This window comes from Streptomyces sp. NPDC050121 (genome assembly GCF_044460385.1).
GTDB lineage: Bacteria > Actinomycetota > Actinomycetes > Streptomycetales > Streptomycetaceae > Streptomyces > Streptomyces soliscabiei.
In genome coordinates this window covers 151,320-176,192 of sequence record NZ_JBITJV010000004.1, presented here as the reverse complement: position 1 = coordinate 176,192, position 24,873 = coordinate 151,320, and the positions used below count along the sequence as shown (strand labels likewise).

Genomic DNA, 24,873 nt, shown 5'->3' with positions numbered 1-24,873 from the left:
CCCCGTTTCCCGCGTTATTTCACGGGGGCCTGGACCACGGAACACGTGAATGTGTATCCGCCGGTGCCCTGGATGAGCATCCCGAATTCGCCCGGGTTGAGGCCGGCCTCGATGTCCACCAGGTTCGCGAGGAAGTCTCCGGCGCCGAGGCAGCCGGTGCTGCACTCGAGATAGCGGGGGTTTCCTCCGATGACTTCACTGATGGCCGGCTTGAACATGCCCTCGCGCATGGTCCTGGTGAGACGCGGCAGCGCAATGCAGCTGATGTCCTTGGGTTCGACATTCGCCGTCCGCAGAGCCCGCAGGACAAGACCAAACAGTTTGGGAACGCTGAGCTTGACCATACGTGCTGCCGCACCGGACTCCCTGAACGCCTTGTTGGCGCGCCGGAGGTCGATCGGAGTTCCGTGCCCCAGTGGCACGGAGGTGAACTCGTCGTCGCCGCGCATCTGGAATTCCCACTCGGTGTCCGTCTCCATCTCCAGCGAACGCAGATGGAGAAAGTCGCTGCCCTCGCCGGACCGACCGAGCAGGACCGCGGTCGCCGAGTCCGAGTAGGCCGCGTCGTCGTCGCTTGCCCATCGATCGAATCCCGGTGCGCAGAAGCGGTCCGCGGCCGTGACGAGAGCCGCGCCCGCCTCAGGGGTGGCGACCAGCCATTTGGCCGCGAGTTGCAGCGCCACGGCGCCGCCGTTGCAGAGTTGCTGGACATTGACGGGGAGCGCGTCGATGATCCCGGCCTGGTTGGCGATGTAGTGCGCCGGCGACCACATGTCGAAGCCCTGGTGGTAACTGAAGGAATGAACCAGGCAGCCTATGTCGGCAGGCTCGACTCCGCTCGACTTCAGAACGTCTTTCGCGGCCAGCGCAGCCATCTGCGGTGGCGCTGTATCGTCCGGAGCGACAAACAGTTCCGTTACGCCGATGCGTTCGATATCCGCTGAGCTGAGCTCACCGTCCGCAGGACCTTCTTTGCCCGACGGAAGCCGGAGGGTCGCCGCCTTGATACTCAGCTCGGTCGCTGTCACTGGATCCTTGCCCTTCTCTCGTCTTCATTCTGTATTTCCGTGCGTGGGCCCGGTCACTACGACTTGGGGGCGTCCTGGTAATTCCGTTGCGACAGAAGCGCCCTCCGGTCCACCTTGCCCGACCCCGTCAGCGGCAGGCTGTCGCAGACATGGATCTCCCCGGGCAGCATGTAGCTGGGAACCTTCGTGACCAGGTGGTCGCGGCACGCCTGGGGTGTGCAGTCCTCGCCGGCGGGGACCACGAACGCCACCACGACCTTCTCGCCGGACTCCTTCTCGCCGGTGGTGACATAGCTTTGCTTGACGTACGGCACCTCATTCATGAAGTGCGCGATCTCGCCGAGCTCGATCCGGAAACCGTTGACCTTCACCTGATCGTCCAGCCGCCCCTGGAAGACGACATTTCCGTCTTCCCGGAAGAATCCGCGGTCTCCGGTGTGGTAGAGTCGCACCTTGTCGCCATTGATGTCGTATTCGACATACTTCTTTTTCGTCAGCTCAAGCATGCCGAGATAGCCGGGCGACAACCCCGGTCCCGCCAGGCACACCTCTCCGGTCTCGCCGGGGGCGCACAGCGCTCCGTCACGGACGACATAGAGAGACGTATTCTGAATGGGCAATCCGATCGGAAGCGCGGACATCCCCAGGACGGAATGCCGGACGGGATAATACGTGGCGAACACTGAACACTCGGTCGGCCCGTACACGCTCACTATCTTGTCGTTCCCGTAATGACTCCGTGCGTTTTCCATATGCCTCAGGGAATGCGCCTCGCCGCCCGTGAGGATTGTCTGCACAGTATCCAGGGTGCTGGGCGCCTCATCGACTATCACATTGAACAGCGCCGTCGTCACGAAGATCGCCGTGACGCCGTTCTGCCGCACGACCCGTTTCAGTTCCGACAGCCGGATGAAATCTGACGGGTAGAGCACGCACGTCCCGCCGTGCAGCAGCGCTCCCCAGATCTCGAAGACCGCGGCGTCGAAGAATATCGACGCCAACTGCGGGATGACGGCATTCTCGTCGAGGGCGACGAAGCAGGCGTTGAACACCAGGCGAACGACGCCCTCATGCCGGATCGGCACGCCTTTGGGGGATCCTGTCGATCCCGAGGTGAAGACGATGTAGGCGATGGAGTCCGGCTGGACCCGCAGGTCAGGATTCTTCTCGTCCGCGTTCAGCGTGGGCGGGTCGACGGGAACCACCTGCATGCTCTCGAAGCGGACCGTCATTTCGCCGGACGCGTCGGTGAGCAGGGTCGTGCAGTCGGCCTGGCCGAATATCCCGCTCAGACGTTCATCCGGCCAGGTGCGGTCGAACGGGAGGTAGGTGGCGCCGCACTTGATGATCGCCAGCATTGCGATGATCATCTCCGGCGAGCGCCTGACGCACAGTCCCACGACCTGGCCAGGGTGTACTCCGGCCTCGCGGAGCCGCACGCTCAGGCTGTTCGCCAGGCCGTTGAGCTCGCGGTACGTGAGCTTGCGCTCCTGATGGACGATGGCGACGGAGTCGGGATGACGGCCGGCGGCGCCTTCGAAGAGTTCCTTCAGGCTCTCCACCGGATGAACAGCATCAGTCCTGTTGATCTTCTGATGAACAGACAGAGCCTCTTCGGAGAGGGCGATCTTATCCATTCAGGTTCCCCAGCCGTGTGTTGACGATTCTTGTTACGTACTCTGGGTGGCTGTCCACGAAGAAGTGTCCGCCGGGGACTTCGATCAGCTCGCAATGCTGCTTGGTGAACCTCTGCCAGCCGCGCATGGTTCTCCAGCTGTCGATCGCATCATCCAGGCTGTATATCGCGGTGATGGGAACATCCACGCCGGTGGCGTGGCGGTGATCCCATATTTCAGCAAGGTGGATTTCGCTTCGCACCGTCGGCAGGAGGAGGCGCATCAGCGCCTCCTGTTCGAAGAGCTCCGCCGGCGTGCCGCCCATCTTCGCCACCGCATCGCGGAAATCGCTCTCCGTCATCCGATGCATATAAGGGCGCAGCTGCGGCACATCCGGGCTCCGGCAGCCGGAAACGAACAGTCGGCGCGTCTTTCCCGGGTACGCGGCCGTGGCCAGATGAGAAAGCTCGTAGGCCAGCCGCCCACCGAAACTGTGGCCGTAGAAGGCGTGGCGGCGGTTCAGATACGGCGACAGCGCCTCGAAGACATCGTCCACCAGGGGCTGCCACCGGTCGTAGCGTGGTTCCTTGAGCCGGCGTCCCCGGCCGGGGAGCACCACGCACACCAGTTCCACGTCGTCCGCGATCCCGTCGCACCAGGCACGGAACGTCTCGGGGCTCCCGCCCGCGTAGGGAAAGCAGAACAATGTGCTGACCGGCGCTGCCGTCGCCGCCTTGAGGGTCATCACCCACTTGTCGGCCGTTGCCGCCACGCCGACCCTGCTAGTCCGACGCCGCGTCAGCGTGCTTGCTGTTCCGCTGGATGCTGACCACGATGTCCGTGACGCGGCTCTCGGTGAACAGTTCGTCAGCGGGAAGCGAGTCGTCGCCGAACTCTCGTTCCGCCCGCTCGATCAGCTTCACCGCGGTGAGCGATGTGCCGCCGGCTTCGAAGAAGTCGTCCTCGCCGCCCGTCACTCGCAGGCCGAGCTGCTTGCACTCGTCGACGACCCATGCCAGCAGTGTTTCCGACGTCATTCGGTTGTCCGTCTCGCTCATTTGTCATTTCTCCTGGTGCACCGGGAAGCGGAATCCGTTGACAGTGCTCTCGACAAAGCGATTGTGGCCGTATCGGTCCTCGCCGGACACCAATACGCAGCCATATTTCTCAAGGCTCGCCCGTGCACCGAATTCCTGGAGCTCGTCGGAGTACGGGTAGACCTGGACCTGCGTCGGCAGGTAACGGGAGGCGAAGCCGAGCCGCATCTGGTCGGTTTCGCCGCTGTGCGGATGGGACGCGTGCATGAGCGTCGACCAGAAGAGAATGAACTGGCCTTGGCGCATGACCTGGGAGACGGCCTTCGACTCGTCGGGGGTCCAGTCCGGATCCTTCTGCAACTGCCGGTAGTCGTAGCCGAAGAGCCCGCGCTTGACGCCGTCCTTCTCTACCTGGTTGATGATGTCCGGATTGTATTCCATGATCTTTGACTCATCGTAATTCATCGACGTGTGAGTCCCCGGGATGAACTGAAGGCAGCCATTCTTGACCGACGCCTCCGTGAAAGCCGTCCAGGCCGTTATGGTGCCACCGAACTCCGCGTCCTGTGGCCACACGATGTGCGGGTGCTTCGAACCGTCGACGCTGGAGAAGTTGTCCGCCTGGTGCCAGTCCGTTCCCTCGTCACCCGGATACTTCGGGAAGAGCTCGGTGCGCCAGCAGAGCGTGTCGGGCCCGAGGATGCTCGACACCCTGTCCACGATCTCCGGCCTCGTGACGTGCTCGGCGAGAAAGTCGACGTCGAGATGGCGGTCGTAACTGGCCGCCAGGTTTGTGTTTCCGGATTCCGTCTGTCCCTCGTGGTAAATGGACGTTTTGGTCCTGAGCAGCTTCGGCCTGGTCGCCCTGAGATGCCCTTCCATCTCTTCTTCGGTGTAGAGGTCGAAAGGGCCGATGTAGCCATCGCGAGCGAACTGCTTCAGCTCTTCGGGGGTCAGCGCGAAGGTTTTCGTGCGGGCCATGTTTTCTCCTCGATCCTAATCGCGCTCGAAGGCGTCGCTCAGAGCGGCATAAGGCTGGAAACTGCGGCCGCCGGCGGGCTCGGTGGCCGCAGCGCCGGAATATAAGACGAAGAACCGAGAAAAAAAGTTACCGACGGATTACCCCTATCGGCAACCCCTATCCAGCGGTCGGCAACCCCTATTGAGTCGTCGCGCCGGAGGTACGCGCAGATCGGTGCTGCCGGGCGTCGCACGTGAGGCCGTGCGCGACCGAGGCGGTGCCCCGCTCGGCCATTGCCCGCGCGCACAGCGGCGTGATTCGTATGCGTCTTTCACAGGAAGCGCGCAGGGCCCTGCCATACAGGTGGCTTTGGCCTGCACTTCCATGAGTCCGCGTCGGTTCGCCGAGCGGGACCCCGTGTTTGTCCGGTGCCGAATGTCGGTCCGGGGCCGAGTGGCGGGGCCGGCGGTGCCGATTCGGGCGTGGCTGAGAACAGTCGTAGCCGATGCTTGTCGGGCTGCGGGCGGAGAGTGTCGCCGGTCACGGCGAGCGATGGCCTCCGCGGCAGAAAGTCAAGCGCCAGGGAGGCCATCTTCGGCCAGATCCGGCAGCATGCCGATCCGGGTCGAGCAGTGTCCGTCGTGGCTGCCCGAGCACGCCCGGGGCCATGCCTGGGACATGGCCCCGGGCGCGCCGCGCAGGTGAGGTTCTCGTGGTCACGGTCGGGTGGTCGCAGGCCGGCCCTGGAGGGCTTCATCGGTTGTCTGCTTGCCCGGTGCCATGGCCGGCAGTGCCAGAGCGGCCAGCGCGGCGACGAGCATGAGACCCGCGTTGACGAGGAACGCGACGCGGTAGCCCTGGACCAGCGCGTCGAGGTGGCTGCTGTCGTGGCTCGCGTTGCGGGTCACGCTGGACGCGACGTTCACGAGCACGGCAAGACCGATCGCTCCGCCGATCTGACGGGATGTGTTGAGCAGCCCGGAGGCGGCGCCGGCGTTCTTGGGATCCACATCGGTGGTGCCGCTGATGGTGACGGCGAGCAGCATGAGGCTGACGCCGAACCCGCCGACCACGTTCGGGCCGAGGATGTGGGTCACGTAGGCGGGGTGGGAGGGGATGGTGGTCAGCCAGGCGATGCCCGCGGTGGCGATGAGGCCGCCGACCACCAGCATGCGGCGGGGGCCGACCTTGGGCGTGAGCACTCGGGAGGTGATGCCGCCGACGATGAAGACGACGGTGATGGGCAGCATGGCCATGCCGGTGCGCAGCGCGCTGTAGCCGAGGACCTGCTGGCAGTAGAGCGAGAGGAAGAAGAGCAGGGCGGTCAGCGTCACACCCAGGAAGAACATCAGCAGGTTCGCGATCCGCAGGGCCCGCGGCCGGATCAGGTCGAGCGGGATGAGCGGGTGGGAGCTCCTGGCCTCGGCCACCAGGAAGAGGGCGATGAAGACCACGGCCGCGACCAGCGGGAGCACGACGCTCGGCGAACCCCAGCCCTTGGCGGAGGCCTCCGAGAGCCCGTAGGTCAGCGCCCCGACTCCGAGGGTGACGCAGAGGGCGCCGGGCAGGTCGAGCCGGGTCCGCCCGGTGTTGGCCGAAGGCAGCAGGAACAGCACGCCGGTGACCAACAGGGCGACGCCCGGGGGGACGTTGACGAACAGCACCCAGCGCCAGTTCAGCTCGGCGGTGAGCACTCCGCCGAGGACCACGCCGATCAGGCCCGCGATCCCGCCCATCATGCTCCACAGCGCCAGGGCGCGCTCGCGCTCGTGTTCGTCGGTGTGGCTGGCGGTGATGAGACTCAGGCTGGTGGGGGCCATCGCGGCAGCGCCGGCCCCCTGCGCGATCCGGGCCGTGATCAGAACGGCCGCGTCGGAAGCCAGGCCGCCGATCAGACTGGCGGCGGTGAAGACGACCACTCCGAACAGGAACACCCGTTTGTGCCCGAAGAGGTCGCCGGCCCTGGCCGCCAGGAGCAGGAAGCCGCCCAGGGTGAGCAGGTAACCGCTGACGACCCACTGCTGCTGGTCGTCCGACAGGTTCAGTCCGGTGCGCATGTCCGGCAGGGCCACGGTGACGATGGTGGCGTCGAGCACGACCATGAACAGGGCGAGGCATGACATCGCCACGACGACGCCGAGTGGCAGGTTCGGCCGGAGAACAGAGGGTGCGGACGCGACTCGTGGCTTGGGCATGGAGTCTCCTCAGTGGCTGATCGCGACTGAATCGAGTTCATGTGAACAGCGTTCACGTGAACGCTGTTCACGCTACAATGCTGTCCAGAGGGTGTCAATCGAGGGAGAGCCGATGCCGCTGCGCAAAGCCGACGTGGTCGAGGAAGCGCTGCGCCTTCTCGACGCCGAGGGCCTGGACCAGCTCACGATGCGCAAGCTCGGCGCATCGCTCAACGTGCAAGGCGGCGCCCTGTATCGGCACTTCGAGAACAAGGAGGCCCTGCTCGACGCGGTGGCCGACAAGATCGTCGAAGGCGTCGGCGCCCCGTTGCCCGACGTCTCCTGGCCGGAGCAGATCCGGATCGTCGGCAGCCGGCTCCGCGCGGCCTTGCTCAGCCGTCGCGACGGCGCTCGGGTGGTGGCCGGCACGTTCGCACCCGGAGCGAACACGGTCATCGGCTCGGACGCGGCGGTCCGGGTGCTCTGCCGGGCCGGTCTGCCTCCCGCCCAGGCGGGCTGGGTCAGTTTCGCCATCTTCTACTACGTGCTCGGCCACACCATCGAGGAACAGGCCCAGCTGCGGTTGCCGCCCGACCATGACTGGCGGGTCCGCACCCAGGGGCTCAACGTCGATGTGTCACCGCAGTACGCGGCGGCACTCGACTCGCTGACGGACGCGGACCCGGCGCAACGGTTCGACTACGGGCTGAACATCTTCATCGAAGGGCTCTGCCACCTCCAGGAGGTCCGGCCAGTGCAGGAGGAAGCAGTGGCGGTGTCACTCCCCGGGCGGGCGGTGGGGAACTGAGGTAGCGGAACCGGGCGCCCCCACCCAGGCGGCGGAAGCCCCCGCTCGTGCGTGGGCCGGCCGAGGAGAACCCATCGGCCCCCAGCAACACAGCGACGTGTCACGCCGACCCGGGCCGACGGCTCCCCGACCTGCACCGCCTCACACAGCGCTCGCGCAGCCCAGGTGGTCTGCGGGCTCGAGCGGCTTACGGGCTCGCGCGAAACGGCCGGGCTTCGCCGGCCCCGCCCCGGCGGCCACCGGGCGGATTGCCGCTGTCCGCGTGCGCGCACCCGTGCACGTACCCGTGCGCGTCAGCCGGCCTCCGGCATCAGGTCGGCCCACTCGTCCACGGCGGCCGGGACTTGGTCGGCCGCACCCGTGGGATCTCCGCGTACGACCCGCGCATCGGCGTACGGGTCGCCGGTCCCCGCCGCGAGCGTGTGCTTCGGCCGTCCCATGGCGGACCGCTTGGGCCGCCGACTGGCCGAGAATCAACGCGTTGCTTCCGCGCGCCGAGCGGAATCCTCACCTCCGTGGTGGCCGGCGGTGAATCGGCCACGGCAATTCACACATCGGTGTTGTACTGCTTTTGACTGGGACTTGGTATTCCGATGGACGTCCCCAGCGCACGGCCCGGGGTGTATCGGCCACATCGCGCTGTTTGATCAGTTCGGTGTCGCAGCCCTCTGACCCGGGCTTCTTGACCTGTCGCAGCGGGACTGGCTATGTTCATTGATCGTCATGCGCGGCTCAAAACGGGGGAAGGCTGAGCGCTGTGCGCATTCACATGGACGAAAACAACTTGTCAATCGCCCGCTTAAGGCGTATGGCGAGATTCGGCGCCTGTCCCGCGGCCGGCTTTTTCCGCCAAGAGAACGGACTGGTCCCTGGCGGGTTTCCGCTGGCCGTACGAGGAGAGCAGGCGCGACGCCGGCTGCTCTCCTCGCGCGTCCAGCAAGGCGCCGGTGACATGGCCGAAGCCGCCGCCTGCTCCGGTCCGGGCGCCTTCGCCCCCCGGTTCACCGGGGTCACCGGGGTCACCGGGGTCACCGGGGTCATCGGGGTTTCGCCGGGTGGGTACCCGCAGATCGGTCGACTCGCCGGTGGTCTCGCGGCGGACATGGTCGCCGGGTGCGGGACGGCGTCCTGCGTCCGCCGCGTCGGCAACGCGACGGCGCGGCGGCGGGGCGCTCGCGTGCCGTCGGGGACGTGGACGGCCGAGGCGCTCATCACGGCGGTGGGCGGCGCGGGTCACCGTCCGGCCACTGGTCAGGCCGGGCCCCTACGGATCGATCCGGGCGGCGTCGGTGGACCGGACATCGCGCTGGACGCAGTAATCGCGGATTGAACTACTGCCCCGATATTCGGTCATAACTGTTCTCAACTATCAGTGGGGCGTTTTTCACGCCATGGGGGAACAATGGGAATACAAGTGATGCTGTCGGATGCTTTATTACTTTCCCGAAGTGCGCTCGCCGCATTGATCGAGAAGCGCGAGGATCTCCAGGTTGTCGGGGCCGTCGGCGGAGATACGGACGCGCTGGAATTCGCCGAGATTCATCGCCCCGATATCTCGATCATCAGCTTCGACGGGGCCGACACCAGTGCGATCACCCTTGCCGAGAAGATCGCTAGTCTTCCGGGGTGCCGGAGCCTGGTCCTGGCCGAGTGCTTCACCCGCTCGATCGTCCGCCAGGCCTTCTCCGGCGGAGTCGACGGCATGCTGCAGCGAAGCATGCCGGCCAGTCGCTTCTTCGAGGCCCTGCACCGGGCGTATCAGGGCGAACGCGTCTTCGACGCCGACCTGACGGTCGCGGCCATGTCCAACGCCGGCTGCCCGCTGACCTCACGTCAACTCGCGGTGCTGGAGCGCTTCTCCCGCGGGGACTCGATCGCCGAGATCGCGGCACGGCTGCACCTCTCCGAGGGGACCGTGCGCAACTACCTCTCGTCCCTGGTGGCGAAGCTCGGCGCGCGTAACCGCATCGACGCCTTGCGGATCGCCAGGGATGCGCACTGGCTTTGAAAGTCCTGCTCGCCGACTTCATCGACCAATTGGGGGTTGGTTATGACCATGGATGGGGTGACGGCCGACGTCATCGGCAATTTAGCCCTCGTGCTCGGGGCGTCGAGCCTGCGCGGCGCACTCGCGCGCCGGATCGGGCAACCGACCGCGGTCGGCCGGATCGCAGCGGGCATCATCTTCAAAACGAGCCTGCGCGGCAGGTTTCCGGGCGATTCGACAGCTCACCTCCTACCGGACGAGGCGACGCCCCTCAGGCTGGGCATCGCCCCAGGGGCGCAGCGCCCCGCTGCCTTGGACGGTCGGCGGACCGACCGCCGTTCCCTCCCGCTCCTCTTCGGCGTCGTGGCGCCGAGTGAGCTTCCGGTGGCACCCGTGCTCGCGGCGGACCGGGGCATGGATCACCGCGCGCCGTGGTCCGCACCGGACCTGCACTGCCTCGGTCGCCGGGCTCCTCGGGTGCGGAGTCGGCGGGACGGCCGCCGGGGGCGACGCGACGGTGCGGTGGGGCGGTTCCGACGCCCTGCGGCCGGCCATGGCCGGCGCGCCGGTGAACACCCACGATCTCACCACGACCGACCGCGGGCGGGAGACGGTGCCGGCGCCGGGCGACCCGGCACCGGTCCGCACAGCGCGGAACTGTTCCCGACCTCTCACCCGCACGGTCCCCGTGTTCGCCGGGTGTCGATCCACGCCTGTCCCTGTGCCGCGGAAGGTGAGAGGTGAGGGAGATGCTGGTCGAACGGGACGAGGCAGAAAAGACGCTGGTCCAGATCTGGAGCGAGTGTTCGCTGGGCCGAAGTCGGACGGTCGCCATCGGCGGACCGCTCGCCAGTGGAAAGACAGCCCTGCTGGACTCCTTCGCCCACGACGCCGCCGACGCGGGCGCGACCGTCCTGGAGGCCACCGGTTCGAGTCTCGAGCGTTACCGGCCGCTGGGGATCATAGATCAGCTTCTGCGGGGGCGTCGGCTCTACTCACACAGCGCGGAACTCGAGGTCCGGGCCGTGCTGGAGAGCGGCGGCGGGGCGGGAGCGCACAGCGAGATCTCGCCGTCGGTCCTCGGTCTGCTGCACAGTGCTTTTCAGTACCTGACCCACAGCCCGCCGCTGGTCCTCTGCATCGACGATGCGCATTTCATGGACGTCGAGTCGCTGGAGAGCCTGCTCGCGCTCATGCGGCGGATGGGCAGCGCGCCGATATCGATCGTCCTCACCTACTGTCCCGACATGGGCCGGGCCAGCGTTCAACGCATACTCCAGGCCGAGATCCTCAGGATGCCGAACTGTACCCAGCTGGAACTCGAGCCGCTCTCGGAGACGGGGGTCGCGACGGTGCTCGAGGAGTATTTCACCCTTGAGGCGGCGGGCCGGATCGCGTCCGACTGCAGGCAGCTCAGCGGCGGCCGACCGTTGCTGGTGCACGCCATGGCCGAGGACCATGCCGACAGCGCATCGGCGTCGGCCGCGCCGCGGCGGCCACTGGCCGGCCCTGCCTTCGGCCGTGCCGTCCTGAGCTGCCTCTACCGGGCCGAGCCCGTCGTGCTCGAGATCGCGCGGGCGAGGGCCGCGCTGGGGGAGTTCCGGTCGGCGGCCGTGGTCGCGCGACTCTGCGGCATGGACTCGGAAACCGTCGCGCGGGTCGCCGGCTCTCCCGGCGTCGGTGGACTGCTGGACCATGACCTTCTCGGGCAGCCGAGCGTGCGTGAGGCCGTGCTCGGCAGCATCCCCCAGGAAGAGCGCCACGCCCTGCGGTCTCGCGTCGCCCGCCTGCTGTACCGGGAGGGCGCCCCCGCCCTGGTGACGGCCGAACACCTGATGCGTATCGACGAGACGATTCCTTGGGCGAAAGAGGTGCTGTGCGAGGCAGCGGACCGCGCCCTCGCCGGGGGAGCCCACGAGGCGGCCGTCCGCTACCTCGAAAGAGCACATCGTCAGTGTGCGGACGGGCGGGAGCGGATCGACATCGCGGCGAAGCTCGCCGACGTCACCTGGCGGCACGACCCCACAGCGGTGAAGAGCTACCTGCCCGATCTGGTCACGGCCGTCGAGCAGGGCGAGCTCTCCGTCCGGCAGTCGCTCCCCGTCGTCCGAAGCCTGCTGTGGAACGGCCAGGTGGAGCAGGCGACGCGCGTGATGGCGTGCCTCGGCGACGATCCTCACGCGCAGGTGGGTGCGGACGCCGGCCCGTACGCCGAGCAGCTGCACCTGTGGCTTCCGCTCACATATCCGGGAATCGCACCCGCCTTGGGATTCGAGGAGGCGGCCCCCCTCGACGCCGGCCTCGGCACGCCCGAGCAGCGGTCCGCGGCCGCACTGGGCGCGATCCTGCGCGGCGCCGACGAGGAGGGAGTCGTCCCCGCCGCGGAACTCGTCCTGCGGGAAGCCCTGGCCGGGGCGGCGAGCCCGGCGTCGTCACTCGCCTCACTCATGGTCCTGGTCTATGCCGACCACCTCGACAAGGCGTCGGCCTGGTGCGACGCCCTCCTCGCCTCCCTGGGGGAGACGCACGGCCTCGTATGGACCGCCATGTTCACGACGGCGCGCGCGCAGATCCACTACCGCCTCGGAGACCTGCCGAACGCCAGGAGACAGGCACAGGCCGCGCTCGCGCTGATGCCGCGCGAGGGCTGGGGCGTGGCCGTGGTCCTCCCGCTTTCGCTCCTCGTCCTCACCGCCACGGCGATGGGGAACCTGGGCGAGGCCGAGAGCCATCTCGAAATCCCCGTCCCCAGCGCCGCCTTCGGGACCCTGGGCGGAGTGGTCTACCTCGACGCCCGGGGCCATTACCATCTCGCGCGCGGCCACCACGACGCCGCTCTCCAGGACTTCCTTGCGGCCGGACACCTGATGAAGCTGGGGGAGGCCGACTGTCCGTCGGCGGTGCCCTGGCGTGCCAACGCCGCCCGCGCGTATCTCCACCAGGGCCTTGTGACGCAGGCGAGGGAACTCCTGACGGAACAGATGACGCTGCTCCCGCCGGGACACCCGCGCACCCGCGGCCTGACCTACCGGGCCATGGCAGCCACCCTCCGCCCGGACGAACGTCCGCCGGTGCTGCTGAAGGCGGCGAACATTCTCGACCGCTGCGGCGACTCGCTGAACCTCGCGTACACCCTCTCCGACCTGGGCCACGCCTACGAGTCACTGGGCGAGGTCGGCCAGGCCCGCCGCCACGCCGACCGGGCGAGGACACTGGCGGACCGGTGCGCCGCGGCGCCGCTGCCGCCACCGTCGGCACCGGCGGCCGACGAGAGAGGGGGAGCGGAGCTCCTCGGCGAGGCCGCCACACCCGCCCGTCGGCTCAGCTCGGCGGAATGGCGGGTGGCGGAACTGGCCGCCCGCGGCGCCACGAACGAGCAGATCGCCCGAAAGCTCTTCATCACGGTCAGCACCGTCGAACAGCACCTCACCCGCGCCTACCGAAAACTCGGCATCCGCCGCCGCACCCAACTCCCTTCGTGTCTGTCCGAGCTCGTCCCATGACCATCGCCGGTGTCACCCGCCCGGTTACTACGCTCATTTCATGCCCGGTCGCAGCCCCGTGAGGGCGTGCCGTGGTATGCAAGGAAAACGAGCTGTGGAGCCTGGGAAAATGCTGACCGAAGTCACTGCGACCCGCTATGTCGCACCCCTGCGCTCCGGCGGCTCCGTCCCCGGAGTCGTCGAGGCCGACGACCTGGGCACGTATGTCGTCAAGTCGTCTACCCAGGGGAGCTGACGTGCGGCGATGCGACTATCCCCGTGGCTGGACCTGCGACGATGAATCTTTCAGCGTCTTTCACGGGCCTACCGTGTTATGCGCTCGATTCTCCCCACGCGCTCCCCAGCAGTCGCCACGGGCGGCGGTGACAAATGGAATCACCGCCGCCCTGGGCACGCTGAGTGACTCCTGTTGGGCAGGGCGGTGCACCGAGCCGGCTTCCTCCGGGTCAGTTGTCCCGGAAGAGACCAGGGAGCGCTGTGACCTGCCGCGATGGGCGGTTGGTGACCGATGAACTGCACGAATAACCTTTAGACTGTTTCACGCTTGTGCCGGTTTATGGGGCCCGGAAGTCCCAGAAAAGTCCCAGAGCGCTCCCACTGCTGGCTGACACTCTTTCGGCTCTGGCCAGGGTCGGGCCGTGAAGTGCGGGCTGGGGCCTGTGTATGGGACGCCATCCGGCTCGCCCGGCCGCCCGCACCCTGCGCGCGGTACGGGAGACCGACGAACGCCTCGGCGAGGTACTCGCCGCCATGGTGTGCTTGCGCAACCCCGAACTCATCGTCATCGGCGGCACCTTCGCCATCCTCCAAGACGACCTGCTCGCCGGCATCCGCAGCGTCGTCCACGAATGCGCCTTCGCCGAGGCCGCCTGCCGTATCCGCGTCGAGACCACGTCGCGCAACGCCGACCTCGGGCTCCTGAGGCCGGCTACCTTGCTGTCGAACGGGCGTTGTCTCCGGCGGGGCTCGGATCCTGGTCGGCGGTGGAAGGTGATCGCGTCGTTGTCGGTGACATGATCGGCTCTCCTGCGAAGGTCGGCTACGAGGCGTTGTGTCGGCGGCACCTTCGGTGCCGTATGACGAGCTGCTTCCGCCGGTGTCGGCGCGCTGTCGCCGGACGTCCTGCCAGTGGCTTCCGGCTGAGGTTTGCCGGCCGAAGGGGCGTGGTCAACGTGCCGTGGTCTTCGGAGCCTCTCGGTGCACCCAGAATCCGTCCGGTGCGTCGGCGGCGTTGCCGCCCGGAAGTCCAACGGCGGTCGTTGTCCAGTGCATGCCGCGCGGTGGCGACACCTGTTGGCCGCCGGGGCGGCGGCGTGCCCAAGACCGTTCGCAGATGATGAAGACGATCTGCTTTGGGCTGAAGTGCTACCAGCCGGGCGACTACATGCACGGCCGCGGCGACGACGCAAGTGCGAGATCATCTTCTCCGGCGGCCTCACCTCGGGCCGGGCTCCGGTGGGCCGGCTCCCGAACTGGCGCTGGCGGCCACCGAACAGGTCGCCGCCCGCCTGTCGAGGTCAGCTACGGCGAGTTCATGCCAGCCATCATCCGCGCGGGTGCGCGTTCACGCCAAGTTGGTGGACTGCTCGACCCCTTCTGATCCTGTGAACAGGAAGCGTGCTGCACAGCCGATCCTGAGCCTCCGTCGCGATTCGGCCGCACAATTCGGCGCATGTTTGTTCGAACGGCTTGGGGGTCAACCTTCCCGAGGCTCTGTTCACTGCTGCCCCATAGGTGATTCACGATGCGGGCACAGATGCGAAGACTCATTACGACCGTCCTGGCCCTGGCTCTCCTTGCGATAGCCGGTATCGCCCCGTCCTGGGCGTCGCCTCGGGACCGGCCGTCCTCTACGACCCCGGCCGCCACCGCCCACGCCACGGCCCGGACGGCCGCGGATCTGCCCGATCCGCCCAGGGCCATGACACTGGCCGAGCGCCGCAAGCAGGTCGCGAGGGACCGGCACGAACTGTCCCCAGCGCGCCGCTGCATGACCTCGCACGAGCGGAAGCTCCAGGGCAAGCCGCACAGCCGGCCCGAGAAGGGGGGGCCGAACGCGGACCAGCCGCCGAGGGAACCCTCCAGCCTTTAGAACTCCTAACGGAATGAGTACGTAGCGGGTGCTCGAAGCTTGGTGGGACCCAAGCGGCTACTTACCCATGCGCAACCTATCGGTTGCGCGTTTGCTTCCGGATGTGCAACCTTTGGGTAGCGCATCCGGATGAGATGAGGTTGCAATGATCCCCAACACGATCGAACGCGCCATCCTGATCAACGCCTCCAGGGAACGGGTCTGGTCCGTGCTGAGCGAGCCCGCTTTCCTCGGCCGCTGGTTCGGCAATGGAGAGCCGGTCAAGATCGACCTGCGCCCCGGCGGCCTCCTGGTCTTCGACCACGGCATCCACGGCGTCATTCCCGCCCGTATCCAGACAGTCGAGCCTCCGCGCCTCCTGTCCTGGCGGTGGTCCCAAGGCGCCGCAGGCGAGGAACCGGACGACTCGAACGCCACTCTGGTCGAGTTCACCCTGACCGAAGACGACTCCACGGGAGGCACCCGGCTCACCATGGTCGAAAGCGGCTTCGCGCACCTCGGGCTGCCCACCGAGGAGGTCATCGACCGGCACCGCGCCAACAGTCAGAACTGGCCCGGCAAGCTCGACCAACTGCGCGCGGACTGCGAACAGACCACGGCATGACCCGCACCACCGAGGGCGAACAGGCCCCCGAGGACGTCCTGGTGGCCCTGGCCGACCCGATCCGCCGAGAGGTCCTGGCCGCCCTTGCCCGTGACGGCGGTGCGACCTCGACGTCCCTGGCGGCAAGCCTCCCCATCACCCGCCAGGCAGTGGCAAAACACCTGGCCGTCCTCGACCGCGCCGGACTGGTACGCGCCCACCGGGCCGGACGCGAGGTCCGCTACGAAGCCGACCTGCAACCACTGAGGCGGACAACGCGGTGGATGGACACCCTCACCGCCCAGTGGGAACACCGCCTCAACGCGATCAAGGATCTGGCGGAGGGGGCCACTGAGCCCTGACCCCTCCGCGGTGAGGTGCGGGATCAACTGGGTGACGTCGTTGCGGTTACCACCGGTCAGGGTGGCGGCGAGTGGGATGCCGGTGGCGTCGGTGATCAGGAAGCGGTCCAGGCCGGTGAGTGTGCCAGGGCGGTGTTCGTGCAGCCGCAGGGTGTCTTCGATGGTGGCGACCAGGCCCTTCCATTCGCTGTTGTAGGGGAAGGGGGGCGGGAGGGGATCAGGGTGAAGCGGCCGGCGATCCGGGCGCCGCGCGTCTACGGCGCCTGTGGCTTGCTCGCCCCGTCGCGCACCGACGGCGAGTACGGGCACATGCTGCACTTCAACAACGGCAGCTTCCCCGGCGAGGCGTGGACCGGCGGCGCGGACTGGCTGCTCTACCCCCTGCTGGAGCACTACCAGGTCACCGGCGACGCCGACTTCCTGAAGAACAAGCTCGGCCCGGCTCTGATGGAACTGGCCCTGTTCTACGAGGACTTCCTCACCCGCACGGACTCGAGCGGCAAGGCCGTCTTCGTCCCCTCCTACTCCATGGAGAACAGCCCGACGAGCACCGGCCAGGCCTTCTCCGTCAACGCCACCGCCGACATCATGGCCGGCAGACACGCTCTGCGGGCGGCCATCGACGCCGCCGACACCCTCGACGTCGAGCAGGGCAGCGGCCAGGGCGTCGAGCGCTGGACGGCCCTGCTGGCCAAGCTGCCCGACTACACGGTCAACGGTGACGGCGCGCTGGCCGAGTGGTCCTGGCCGGGCCTGACCGACCGCTACAACCACCGGCACATCTCCCACCTGTACGGTGCCTGGCCCCTGCACGAGATCAACCCCGAGGACAAGCCCGACCTCGTCAAGTACGCGCGCAAGGCCCTGGACCTGCGCGGCGACGAGAACTACTCGGCACATGGCAGCCTGCACCGCGCGCTGGCCCGCGCCCGCCTCAAGGACGCCCCCGGCGTCTACGACAACCTGCTGAAGATCTATGGCAAGAACATGGTCTGGCGGTCGCTGATGACCTCCCACAACCCCAACCTGGACATCTACAACTGCGACGCCGCCAACACCATCCCCGGCATCATCGGCGAGGCACTCGTCTACACCCGCCCCGGCGTCCTGGAGATTCTCCCCGCCCTCCCCGACCAGCTCGCCACCGGCACCATCAAGGGCGTGCGCGGCCGAGGCCGCATCACCGTCCAGTCGCTGTCCTGGGACACCGCGGCCCGCACGGCCACCGTCAAGCTCACCTCGGGCATCGATCAGGACATCACCTTCATCTGCCGGCGCGGCATCACATCCATCAGCACCGGAGCCGCCGTCGCCATGTCGGCCCTGGGCAACCACGCCCGCGTCGTCTCGCTGACCGCCGGGACGAGCACCACGATCACCGTTGGCCTGCTGACCGGCCCCTTCAGGCTGGTCAACCGCAAGAGCGGCAAGGCCATGGACGTCTCGGGCGGCTCGACCGCCAACGGCGGCGCGATCATCCAGTCCACGTCGTCCGCCGGCGCCAGCCAGCAGTGGAAGCTCCTGCCCGACTACGACGGTTCCTACCGCCTGTCCAACGTCAACAGCGGCAAGCTGTTGGACAACCCGGGTGGCGCCAGTGCCGGCACTGCCCTGGACCAGAACTCGGACACCAACAGCACCAACCAGTGGTGGAAGCTCGTCCCGGCCGCCACCGGCGGCAACCACCTGCTCGTCAACATCAAGAGCGGACTGTGCGCGGACGTCCAGAGCGGCTCCACCGCCGACGGCGCCAAGGTCATCCAGTGGTCCGCCAACGGTGGCGCAAACCAGGAATGGCAACCCGTGGGAGTGTGACGGCAGCGGGAGGTTGGCCGAGGGGCGGCCGGTGCCGAACGACACCGGCCGCTCAGCTCTTCGGGGTGAGGTCGAAGGCGGGGTAGGACGGCGTGGACAGCCCGAAGCCGGACGACGGGTAGCCGGACGGTGCGGGGGATGCCGTGGGGGTGCCATTGTCGTCGCAGAGCTGGGGCGCGGACGGCGCGAACACGTGGTAATCGACCACGCGCTTGGTCGGGAAGGTGACGTCGTCGCCGACGATCGTGTTGCCCGTGCTGATCTTGGTCGGCAGTTCGCGGTTCTTGAGCGGTGCGCCGACGTAGATCGCCTCCAGGAAGCCGTCGCAGGGGCTGGCCTTGGCCGAGGCGAAGCCCTTCGGCGGCTTCACGTCGTGGACCTTTCGGCCGTCGATGTACAGTTCGGTGCGCTTGAGGGACTGCAGGGCGTAGTCGTAGTTCACCTCCCTCGAAAGCGGGTCGGCGGCCGAAGTGGCGTTGGACGGCCGGTAGTTGACGCGCCAGTACTGGACCTGGACGGTCACCCGGTCGCACAGGGGCCCGTCGAAGCCGGACATGGACTTGGGGAACCGGACCTCTCCCGGGCCCAGGGCGGGCGTGCCGACCTGCCCCCAGTCGACCCAGTCCACCGCCTTCGCCGTACTCCACTTCGCGTTCGGATGGCAGCCGGCCGCGTTCGTGGGGTAGATGTCCGACGGTTTGACCGCAGGGGTAGGCGAGGCCGTCGAAGGGGTGGTGGCCGGGGCCGCCGCGGTCGTCGTCGCGGAGGGGCTGGAAGCGGCGTCGTCACCGCCCCCGCCGGAACAGCCGGCGGCCGCCAGCACCGCCGCAACGATCATGGCCGCACGAACCTGTCTGTGCGCAGTGGTCATCCCGCTTTCCCCCCGTCCACCCGATGGACAATCATGCTCTCAGGTGAAGTTGCCCGTCGGTCATGACGGAAAACTCACGTTTCGCGGGGTTCGAAGCGGGCGACGGGTCCTCAGAGAGCGTTTTCTCCCGATGTTTCGTCCCGAGATGCAGCTTTGATGAGGTATTAGACCCCTCGCCAGGTTGGGGTGGATTCTCTGGTGGGTCGGCGGGCCATCAGGGCGATCATCGCAAGGTAGATCATCGCGGCAGAGCGGACCGGGAGGGCTTAGTAGTCGCGGGCCAGGCGGCGGTGGTACACACCACCGCCGGCTCTCCGTAGAAGACGGGCAATGCGCCGTCGTCGTAGACGTAGCCGACCGGCAGCGGGAAACGGAGCTCGCCGCGGGCGGCCGCGGCTTTCTTCGCGCCGTGCATCCGGCAGGCCAGGATGTGCAGTTCGGCCAGGGTCTGTGCGTCATGGATCCGGACGAGCAGGTGCGGGCCGCGATCGCGGACGTGTTCGCCGCCTTCGAGGCCGGCGGTTCGGCCTATGCGGTGGTCTCCGCGTTCGTGGGCCGCACCTTTCCCCTGCGGGCCTTCGGCGGCGTCTGGGCCGGCCAGCTCCGCTGGGGCCGACTCACCCATGCCCGGGTCCTCGGCGTCCTCAACAACCCCTGCTACGCGGGAACTTGCCACCTGGACCTGCGCGCGGCGCATTCAGGGCGCCACTCTCCCGGTCTCCGCGAAACATGGCATGTCTACGGCGGAACGAACAGTCACCTAGGTGAATAGAACGGTCTATTTTGCTCTCCACTTGAACGCTTTCATCCGCGTACCTGTTGACACGGAGCGGTTACGTCACCGACCTTCATGCCTAACATTCAGCGCTTGAAGCCCAGAGGGAGGGCCGCGCCTGAAGCACCTGGGGCCGCACCCTCGGGCTGCCGCCCCCGCCCCCTCACTCCGACACATCAGAGCCACCCGAAACCGGGAGTACACCCATGTCGTCAGGAAGACTGTCCCGTCGTAGCCTGTTGGGCGCAGCGGGCGCCGCTGTGGCTGCGACAGCGCTGCCCGTGGTCCCCACGTTGTCGCCCCTGTTGGCGGAGGCGGCCGCCGCGGACCTCCAGACCAATCTGGAGAAGCTGGTGAACATGCGGTTCGGCATGTTCAACCACTTCAACATGGGCACCTTCACCAACCAGGAGTGGGCCGCCCCGAACCAGAGCCCCACCCTGTTCGCCCCCACGGCCGTGGACTGTGCCCAGTGGGCCGATGCCGCCGCGGCGGCGAAGATGAGCTACGGCATCCTGACGACCAAGCACCACGACGGCTTCGCCCTGTGGCCCAGCGCCCACGGCACCCAGAACGTCGCGAACAGCTCCTACAAGCAGGACGTGGTGAAGGCGTACTGCGACGCCTTCCGGGCGAAGGGGCTGAAGGTCGGGCTCTACTACTCGGTATGGGACCGCACCTTCGGCGTCGAGGCGTGGGAGGGCCGGCACAAGAATGTCGGTCTCGACACCACCGACGCCATCCAGCCCAGCGACATGACCTTCATCCTCGGCCAGATCACCGAGCTGCTCACCAACTACGGCACCATCGACCTGTTCGTCACCGACGGTTACGGGTGGCAGATGGGCCAGCAGGCCGTCTCCTACCAGCGGGTCCGTGAGCTCGTGAAGTCGCTCCAGCCGGACATCGTCATGATCGACCACGGTGCGCTGTCGGTGCCGTTCCTCGGTGACGCGATCTATTTCGAGGAGCCGCTGGGCGTCAGCGCGCCCGCCGGAAACACCTACGCCGCCACGCAGGGGCAGACGATCAGCAACGGCTGGTTCTGGCATCCGGCCACACCAACCGAGAGCCTGATGAGCAAGGACGCGATCCTGTCCCACCTGGCGGACCTGGAACCGAAGTACACCTCCTTCATCCTCAACTGCCCGCCCAACCGCAACGGCAGGCTCGACACCAACATCGTCAACCGACTCGCCGAAGTCGGCGCGGCCTGGAGCCCCAACACCTCCCGCCCGCCACTGCCGAGGCAGCTACCGCGTGCCGAGCACCCCGTGACGCCCGTCAGCGCCTACGCGACCGGATTCCACACCGGCGAGGGACCGCTCAACGCCATCGACGGACTGAGCGACAGGGGCTACGAGACCTGCTGGTCGACATGGGGGCTGTCCCCGGCCCTGCCGCACTCGATCACGATCGATCTGGGCGGGGTGTGGAGCAACGTCTCCACCCTTGAGTACCTGCCCAAGCAGTGGGGCCGCAACGACACCACCGACGGCGACATCACCTCGTACACCATCTCCACCAGCACCGACGGCACGAACTTCACCCAGGTCGCCACCGGAACCTGGGCCGCCGACCGCGCCACCAAGGTGGCCGAATGGCCCGCCCGGAACGTGGGCTTCGTACGGATCCAGGCCAACGCGGCCACCGGCGGCTACGCCAACATGGGTGGCGTCCACATCGGCGGCCGGACGGCCAAGCCGGTCCTGGTGTCGAGTGTCCTCCCGGGCAACGGAACGGTGTACCGCATCGTCAACCGCAAGAGCGGCAAAGTCGCCGACGTATTCAACTTCGGCACCGCCAACGGCACCAACATCCAGCAGTGGCCGTGGCTGAACAACACCGCCCAGAAGTGGACCTTCGCCTCCACCGGAGACGGCTACTACGAGATCAAGAACGTGAACAGCGGCAAGCTGATGGAGGTGGCCGGCCTCTCGAGGGCGGAGGGCGGGAACGTCGCCATCTACGGGGACAGCAACGTTCCCCAGCAGCACTGGGCGATCACGCCCACCGGCGACGGCTACTACTACCTCACCAACCGGTTCAGCGGCCTGTCGCTCAACGTCGACGCAGGCTCGACCGCCGACGGGGCCAACATCAACCAGTTCACTTACAACCGCGCGCCCGAGGAGCAGTGGCAGATCGTCCCCTCCTGACAGAGGATCGCAGGGAAACGTGCATCCGGCGCGCACAGGCGCCGGATGCACGCACTTCTCGGACGGCTGCTGCGCGACCGGCACGTCGCCACACTCGGCCCCCTCACCGCCACCCTCGCCCCAGCACTGCAGCCAGCCACACCATCGACCGCCCAGGTGGGTGGCGGGGCCGACACTCCGTCAGGCCGACGGTCCCACTCGCGCGCTGAGTTGGCCATGAGGGCTTCCGGTCGAAGCACTGCCCACCTGAAACGCCTTCACGGGCGCTGAGTGAAGTTCCCCCCGCGAACTGGACAGCGGGTATCTACGCTGCCGGGACGAGGTTCTGCCTGAGCAAGGATCTCGTTTCGAGCGGGGTGACGTACCCGTAGTCGGGATGCCGACGGAGCCGGCTGCGGTTGTACTCGACCTCGACGTAGCGGAAAACGTCGGCCCGGGCGGCGGCCTCGCGGGTCTCCCACATGGTCGTCCCGATCTCCGCTTTCAGGATGGCGAACCAGCTTTCCGCGGCGGCATTATCGTAAGTGGGGCGACGCCAACGCACTGTTCTACACCTGGCAGACCAGCGACCTCTCCACCGGCACCTGGACCGCCACCGACCGGCGCGTCTACACCCAGCCGCTGAACTCCAAGCACGCCGACATCAAGCCGATCCCGCAGACGGTGTACGACAACATGGTCGCTCGGTGGGGCAAGCCGGCCTGGAACCGGCTGAAGTCCTACAACTTCCCCGACAGATACTGGCGGCAGGCCGACAGCATCGGCCGCATCGACCCATACCCCTTCGACCCCTACACCGACTCGCAATGGAAGGTGGTGCCGGGACTGGCCGACTCCTCCGGCGTCTCCTTCCAGTCCGTCACCGACCCGACCCGACCCGACCCGACCCGCTACCTGCGGCACGCCTACTTCCAGCTGCGACTGGACGCCAACGACGGCACCGCGAAGTTCGCCCAGGACGCCACCTTCCACAAGACGGCCGGGCTCGCCGACCCGTCCTGGTCGTCGAGGCGGCAGTCGACGACAAGCGGCTCCCCAGGAACCCCAAGCACGCGAAGTCCGTACGGTGGCCGAAGGCGTCGAAGGAGCGACGCGAAGCGTGGCCGCTGGAGAGGGCACTGCATGTCCGGGATGTGATCAGCTCCCGGCACCGGATATCCGTCGTACTCGGACTCGGGTGCGGGCTTCGGCAGGGTGAAGTTTTCGGACTGAGCCCCGAGGACATCGACTATGCGCGAGGCGTCCTCCATGTCCGTCGCCAAGTTCAGGCCATCAGGGGGAAGCTGTACTTTGCCCTGCCGAAGGGGGCGAAGACACGCACCGTTGACATGTCCTTCTCGGTGGCGGAGGAGCTGAAGCGTTACCTCGAGGCGTTCCCGCCAGTAGAGGTCGAGCTTCCGTGGGGGAAGCCGGAGGCGGACAAGCAGCGGAGGAAGTTCTCCCTCCTGCTCACCACGCGATTCGGCAATGCCGTGGCGGTGAAAACGTGGAACACCTACACCTGGAAGCCGGCGTTGGCCAAGGCTGGCATCATTCCGCCGCGCGCGAAGGGCGCGAAGGACTGGCAGTGGGAGGCGGCGCCGACGGACGGCTTCCACGTGCTGCGCCACACCTACGCCTCGATCATGCTGGAGGCCGGGGAGTCCGTGGTGACGCTGGCGCGATGGCTCGGGCACTCGTCCCCGGCTGTCACGCTTGGTTACTATGCTCACTTCATGCCAGAGGCCGGGAGCAAGGGCCGCACCGCCATTGACGGACTGCTGGGGAGACAGGGAGACGAGGATGCCAGTCGAAACTCCCCAGATTCTCCCCAGGGCTGATCGGGGAATTTTCCTCGGATCGCACCTCGTTGGAGCGTGCCGTGGAAAGTAAGGCAAACGAGCCGAGGGGTCTAGGGAAGTGCTGAGAGAAGTCACCGCGACCCGCTACGTCGCTCCCCTGCGCTCCGGCGGCTCCGTCCCCGGAGTCGTCGAGGCCGACGACCTGGGCACGTATGTCGTCAAGTTCACCGGCTCCGCGCAGGGACGTAAGGCACTGGTCGCCGAGGTGATCGTCGGCGAGCTGGCCCGCGCGCTCGGGCTGCGGTTCCCCGAGCTGGTGCTCGTGCACTTCGACCCGGCGATCGCCGACGGCGAGCCCCACCAGGAGGTGCGCGAACTCCACGGCGCGAGCGCGGGCCTCAACCTGGGCATGGACTACCTGCCGGGCGCGCGGGACTTCACCCCGGAGGTCGCCAGGACCTTCCCCGTGGACCCGCTGGAGGCGGGCAGGATCGTCTGGCTCGACGCCCTCACCGTGAACGTGGACCGCACGGTGCACAGCTCCAACCTCATGGTCTGGCCGACCTTCGGCACCGCGCCCGCGCGCCTGTGGCTGATCGACCACGGCGCGGCCCTCGTCTTCCATCATCGCTGGGACGGGTCGGATCCCGGGAAGCGGTACGACTTCCGTCACCACGCCCTCGGCCACTACGCCCCCGACGTACGGGCGGCCGACGCGGAGCTCGCGCCGAAGGTGACGCGCGAACTGCTGCGGGACATCGCGGCGGAGGTCCCCGACGTCTGGCTGGACGCGGAGGAGGGCTTCGCGACCGCGGACGACGTCCGGACCGCGTACGTCGACTACCTCCACGCGCGCGTGCGGGCATCCGCGGCCTGGCTGCCCACCGACTTCCCGACCCGGGAGGAACTCGCCGCCGAGGAGGCCCTCCGCGCGGCACGCACTCAGGAAGGCCGCCCGAACTGGCTCAAGCGGGTCCCCGACCTGCACGGCAAACCGGCGGCGGAACAGGATTGGTCGGTGCACCTCGGATGAACCGTGTGGGACGGGTGGTGCAGATCGAGTACTGCACCCAGTGCCGCTGGCTGCCGCGCGCGGCCTGGCTGGCGCAGGAGCTGCTCATCACCTTCGAGGCGGAGCTGACCGAGCTGTCGCTCAAGCCCGGCACCGGCGGCGTCTTCGTCGTCCGGGTCGACGACGAGGTGGTCTGGGACCGCCGCGAACAGGGCTTCCCGGAGCCGACGGCCGTGAAGCAGGCCGTACGCGACCGAGTGGCCCCGGGACGGTCCCTGGGTCACTCGGACAAGCCGTCGCAGGAGTAGG

General features: G+C 67.6%; 25 protein-coding genes and 3 pseudogenes. 17 read left to right on the top strand and 11 right to left on the bottom strand.

Annotated features, from left to right (window positions below; genetic code table 11):
- Positions 1–14: 14 nt before the first annotated feature.
- From ACIBTS_RS08030 to ACIBTS_RS08005, 6 genes are all read right to left on the bottom strand, one after another.
- Positions 15–1,028, bottom strand: a complete 1,014-nt coding sequence (locus ACIBTS_RS08030) for a ketoacyl-ACP synthase III family protein (RefSeq protein ID WP_399317469.1) — start codon at positions 1,026–1,028, stop codon at positions 15–17.
- 56 nt (positions 1,029–1,084) lie between these two features.
- Entirely contained in the window at positions 1,085–2,665 is a 1,581-nt protein-coding gene (locus ACIBTS_RS08025; RefSeq protein WP_399317467.1) for an amino acid adenylation domain-containing protein, read from the bottom strand.
- A complete protein-coding gene (locus ACIBTS_RS08020) occupies positions 2,658–3,416 on the bottom strand; it encodes an alpha/beta fold hydrolase (protein ID WP_319670025.1) in 759 nt (252 codons plus the stop codon). Before ACIBTS_RS08020 ends, ACIBTS_RS08025 begins: the two co-directional genes overlap by 8 nt.
- 10 nt (positions 3,417–3,426) lie before the next feature.
- Entirely contained in the window at positions 3,427–3,702 is a 276-nt protein-coding gene (locus ACIBTS_RS08015; protein ID WP_399317465.1) for a phosphopantetheine-binding protein, read from the bottom strand.
- Between the two features lie 3 nt (positions 3,703–3,705).
- Entirely contained in the window at positions 3,706–4,662 is a 957-nt protein-coding gene (locus ACIBTS_RS08010; protein ID WP_319670027.1) for a chlorinating enzyme, read from the bottom strand.
- A 696-nt stretch (positions 4,663–5,358) separates the two neighbouring features.
- Positions 5,359–6,837 (bottom strand): MFS transporter, encoded by a 1,479-nt coding sequence (locus tag ACIBTS_RS08005; RefSeq protein ID WP_399317463.1) that lies wholly within the window; start codon positions 6,835–6,837, stop codon positions 5,359–5,361.
- A 112-nt stretch (positions 6,838–6,949) separates the two neighbouring features.
- Here ACIBTS_RS08005 and ACIBTS_RS08000 point away from each other — a divergent pair, with 112 nt between their 5' ends.
- A complete protein-coding gene (locus tag ACIBTS_RS08000) occupies positions 6,950–7,624 on the top strand; it encodes a TetR/AcrR family transcriptional regulator C-terminal domain-containing protein (RefSeq protein WP_399317461.1) in 675 nt (224 codons plus the stop codon).
- A gap of 293 nt (positions 7,625–7,917) precedes the next feature.
- Here ACIBTS_RS08000 and ACIBTS_RS07995 read toward each other — a convergent pair whose 3' ends face one another.
- The gene (locus tag ACIBTS_RS07995) at positions 7,918–8,064 is read right to left on the bottom strand and encodes a hypothetical protein (protein ID WP_399317459.1); all 147 of its coding nucleotides are present in this window, start codon (positions 8,062–8,064) and stop codon (positions 7,918–7,920) included.
- A 512-nt stretch (positions 8,065–8,576) separates the two neighbouring features.
- Here ACIBTS_RS07995 and ACIBTS_RS07990 point away from each other — a divergent pair.
- The 9 genes and pseudogenes from ACIBTS_RS07990 (at position 8,577) to ACIBTS_RS07950 (ending at position 16,151) form a co-directional block, all read left to right on the top strand.
- The gene (locus ACIBTS_RS07990; protein ID WP_399317458.1) at positions 8,577–8,954 is read left to right on the top strand and encodes a hypothetical protein; all 378 of its coding nucleotides are present in this window, start codon (positions 8,577–8,579) and stop codon (positions 8,952–8,954) included.
- Positions 8,955–9,041: 87 nt separating this feature from the next.
- Complete coding sequence (locus tag ACIBTS_RS07985; RefSeq protein WP_399317456.1) at positions 9,042–9,632, top strand: response regulator transcription factor; 591 nt, start codon at positions 9,042–9,044, stop codon at positions 9,630–9,632.
- A 728-nt stretch (positions 9,633–10,360) separates the two neighbouring features.
- A complete protein-coding gene (locus ACIBTS_RS07980; RefSeq protein ID WP_399317454.1) occupies positions 10,361–13,114 on the top strand; it encodes an AAA family ATPase in 2,754 nt (917 codons plus the stop codon).
- Between the two features lie 109 nt (positions 13,115–13,223).
- The gene (locus tag ACIBTS_RS07975; protein ID WP_399317980.1) at positions 13,224–13,349 is read left to right on the top strand and encodes a hypothetical protein; all 126 of its coding nucleotides are present in this window, start codon (positions 13,224–13,226) and stop codon (positions 13,347–13,349) included.
- 428 nt (positions 13,350–13,777) lie between these two features.
- Positions 13,778–14,131: a hypothetical protein gene (locus ACIBTS_RS07970; RefSeq protein ID WP_399317452.1), complete on the top strand. Its 354-nt coding sequence runs from the start codon at positions 13,778–13,780 to the stop codon at positions 14,129–14,131.
- Positions 14,092–14,257: pseudogene (locus ACIBTS_RS07965) on the top strand (thymidine kinase); the annotation flags it as partial. The gene ACIBTS_RS07970 and the pseudogene ACIBTS_RS07965, both read left to right, overlap by 40 nt.
- Positions 14,258–14,870: 613 nt before the next feature.
- The gene (locus ACIBTS_RS07960; protein ID WP_399317451.1) at positions 14,871–15,206 is read left to right on the top strand and encodes a hypothetical protein; all 336 of its coding nucleotides are present in this window, start codon (positions 14,871–14,873) and stop codon (positions 15,204–15,206) included.
- 145 nt (positions 15,207–15,351) lie between these two features.
- Positions 15,352–15,810 carry an SRPBCC domain-containing protein gene (locus ACIBTS_RS07955; protein ID WP_399317449.1) on the top strand — a complete coding sequence of 153 codons (459 nt, stop codon included), beginning with the start codon at positions 15,352–15,354 and terminating at the stop codon, positions 15,808–15,810.
- On the top strand, positions 15,807–16,151 hold the full coding sequence (locus tag ACIBTS_RS07950) for an ArsR/SmtB family transcription factor (protein WP_399317447.1): 345 nt from the start codon (positions 15,807–15,809) through the stop codon (positions 16,149–16,151). Before ACIBTS_RS07955 ends, ACIBTS_RS07950 begins: the two co-directional genes overlap by 4 nt.
- 6 nt (positions 16,152–16,157) lie before the next feature.
- Here ACIBTS_RS07950 and ACIBTS_RS07945 read toward each other — a convergent pair.
- Positions 16,158–16,265, bottom strand: a pseudogene (locus ACIBTS_RS07945) (IS5/IS1182 family transposase); the annotation flags it as partial.
- A 108-nt stretch (positions 16,266–16,373) separates the two neighbouring features.
- Here ACIBTS_RS07945 and ACIBTS_RS07940 point away from each other — a divergent pair.
- A complete protein-coding gene (locus ACIBTS_RS07940) occupies positions 16,374–17,966 on the top strand; it encodes an RICIN domain-containing protein (RefSeq protein ID WP_399317446.1) in 1,593 nt (530 codons plus the stop codon).
- A gap of 52 nt (positions 17,967–18,018) precedes the next feature.
- Here the strand turns inward: ACIBTS_RS07940 and ACIBTS_RS07935 are convergent, their stop codons facing one another.
- Together ACIBTS_RS07935 and ACIBTS_RS07930 are read right to left on the bottom strand one after the other, a co-directional pair.
- Positions 18,019–18,837, bottom strand: a complete 819-nt coding sequence (locus ACIBTS_RS07935; protein WP_399317444.1) for a hypothetical protein — start codon at positions 18,835–18,837, stop codon at positions 18,019–18,021.
- Positions 18,838–19,075: 238 nt separating this feature from the next.
- Positions 19,076–19,252 (bottom strand): hypothetical protein, encoded by a 177-nt coding sequence (locus tag ACIBTS_RS07930; RefSeq protein ID WP_399317442.1) that lies wholly within the window; start codon positions 19,250–19,252, stop codon positions 19,076–19,078.
- Between ACIBTS_RS07930 and ACIBTS_RS07925 the strand changes: the two genes are divergently transcribed.
- Both ACIBTS_RS07925 and ACIBTS_RS07920 read left to right on the top strand, forming a co-directional pair.
- Entirely contained in the window at positions 19,247–19,609 is a 363-nt protein-coding gene (locus ACIBTS_RS07925) for a hypothetical protein (protein ID WP_399317441.1), read from the top strand. The genes ACIBTS_RS07930 and ACIBTS_RS07925 overlap by 6 nt on opposite strands.
- Positions 19,610–19,818: 209 nt before the next feature.
- Entirely contained in the window at positions 19,819–21,771 is a 1,953-nt protein-coding gene (locus tag ACIBTS_RS07920; RefSeq protein WP_399317439.1) for an RICIN domain-containing protein, read from the top strand.
- A 304-nt stretch (positions 21,772–22,075) separates the two neighbouring features.
- Here the strand turns inward: ACIBTS_RS07920 and ACIBTS_RS07915 are convergent, their stop codons facing one another.
- Complete coding sequence (locus tag ACIBTS_RS07915) at positions 22,076–22,234, bottom strand: hypothetical protein (protein ID WP_399317438.1); 159 nt, start codon at positions 22,232–22,234, stop codon at positions 22,076–22,078.
- A 62-nt stretch (positions 22,235–22,296) separates the two neighbouring features.
- Here ACIBTS_RS07915 and ACIBTS_RS07910 point away from each other — a divergent pair.
- The 4 genes and pseudogenes from ACIBTS_RS07910 to ACIBTS_RS07895 form a co-directional block, all read left to right on the top strand.
- A pseudogene (locus ACIBTS_RS07910) lies at positions 22,297–22,785 on the top strand (AbfB domain-containing protein); the annotation flags it as partial.
- Positions 22,786–22,904: 119 nt separating this feature from the next.
- The gene (locus ACIBTS_RS07905; protein WP_399317437.1) at positions 22,905–23,591 is read left to right on the top strand and encodes a site-specific integrase; all 687 of its coding nucleotides are present in this window, start codon (positions 22,905–22,907) and stop codon (positions 23,589–23,591) included.
- Between the two features lie 79 nt (positions 23,592–23,670).
- Positions 23,671–24,585: a HipA family kinase gene (locus ACIBTS_RS07900; RefSeq protein WP_399317435.1), complete on the top strand. Its 915-nt coding sequence runs from the start codon at positions 23,671–23,673 to the stop codon at positions 24,583–24,585.
- Complete coding sequence (locus tag ACIBTS_RS07895; protein WP_399317433.1) at positions 24,582–24,872, top strand: SelT/SelW/SelH family protein; 291 nt, start codon at positions 24,582–24,584, stop codon at positions 24,870–24,872. The genes ACIBTS_RS07900 and ACIBTS_RS07895 overlap by 4 nt, the downstream gene beginning before the upstream one ends.
- The last annotated feature ends 1 nt before the right edge of the window (position 24,873 follow it).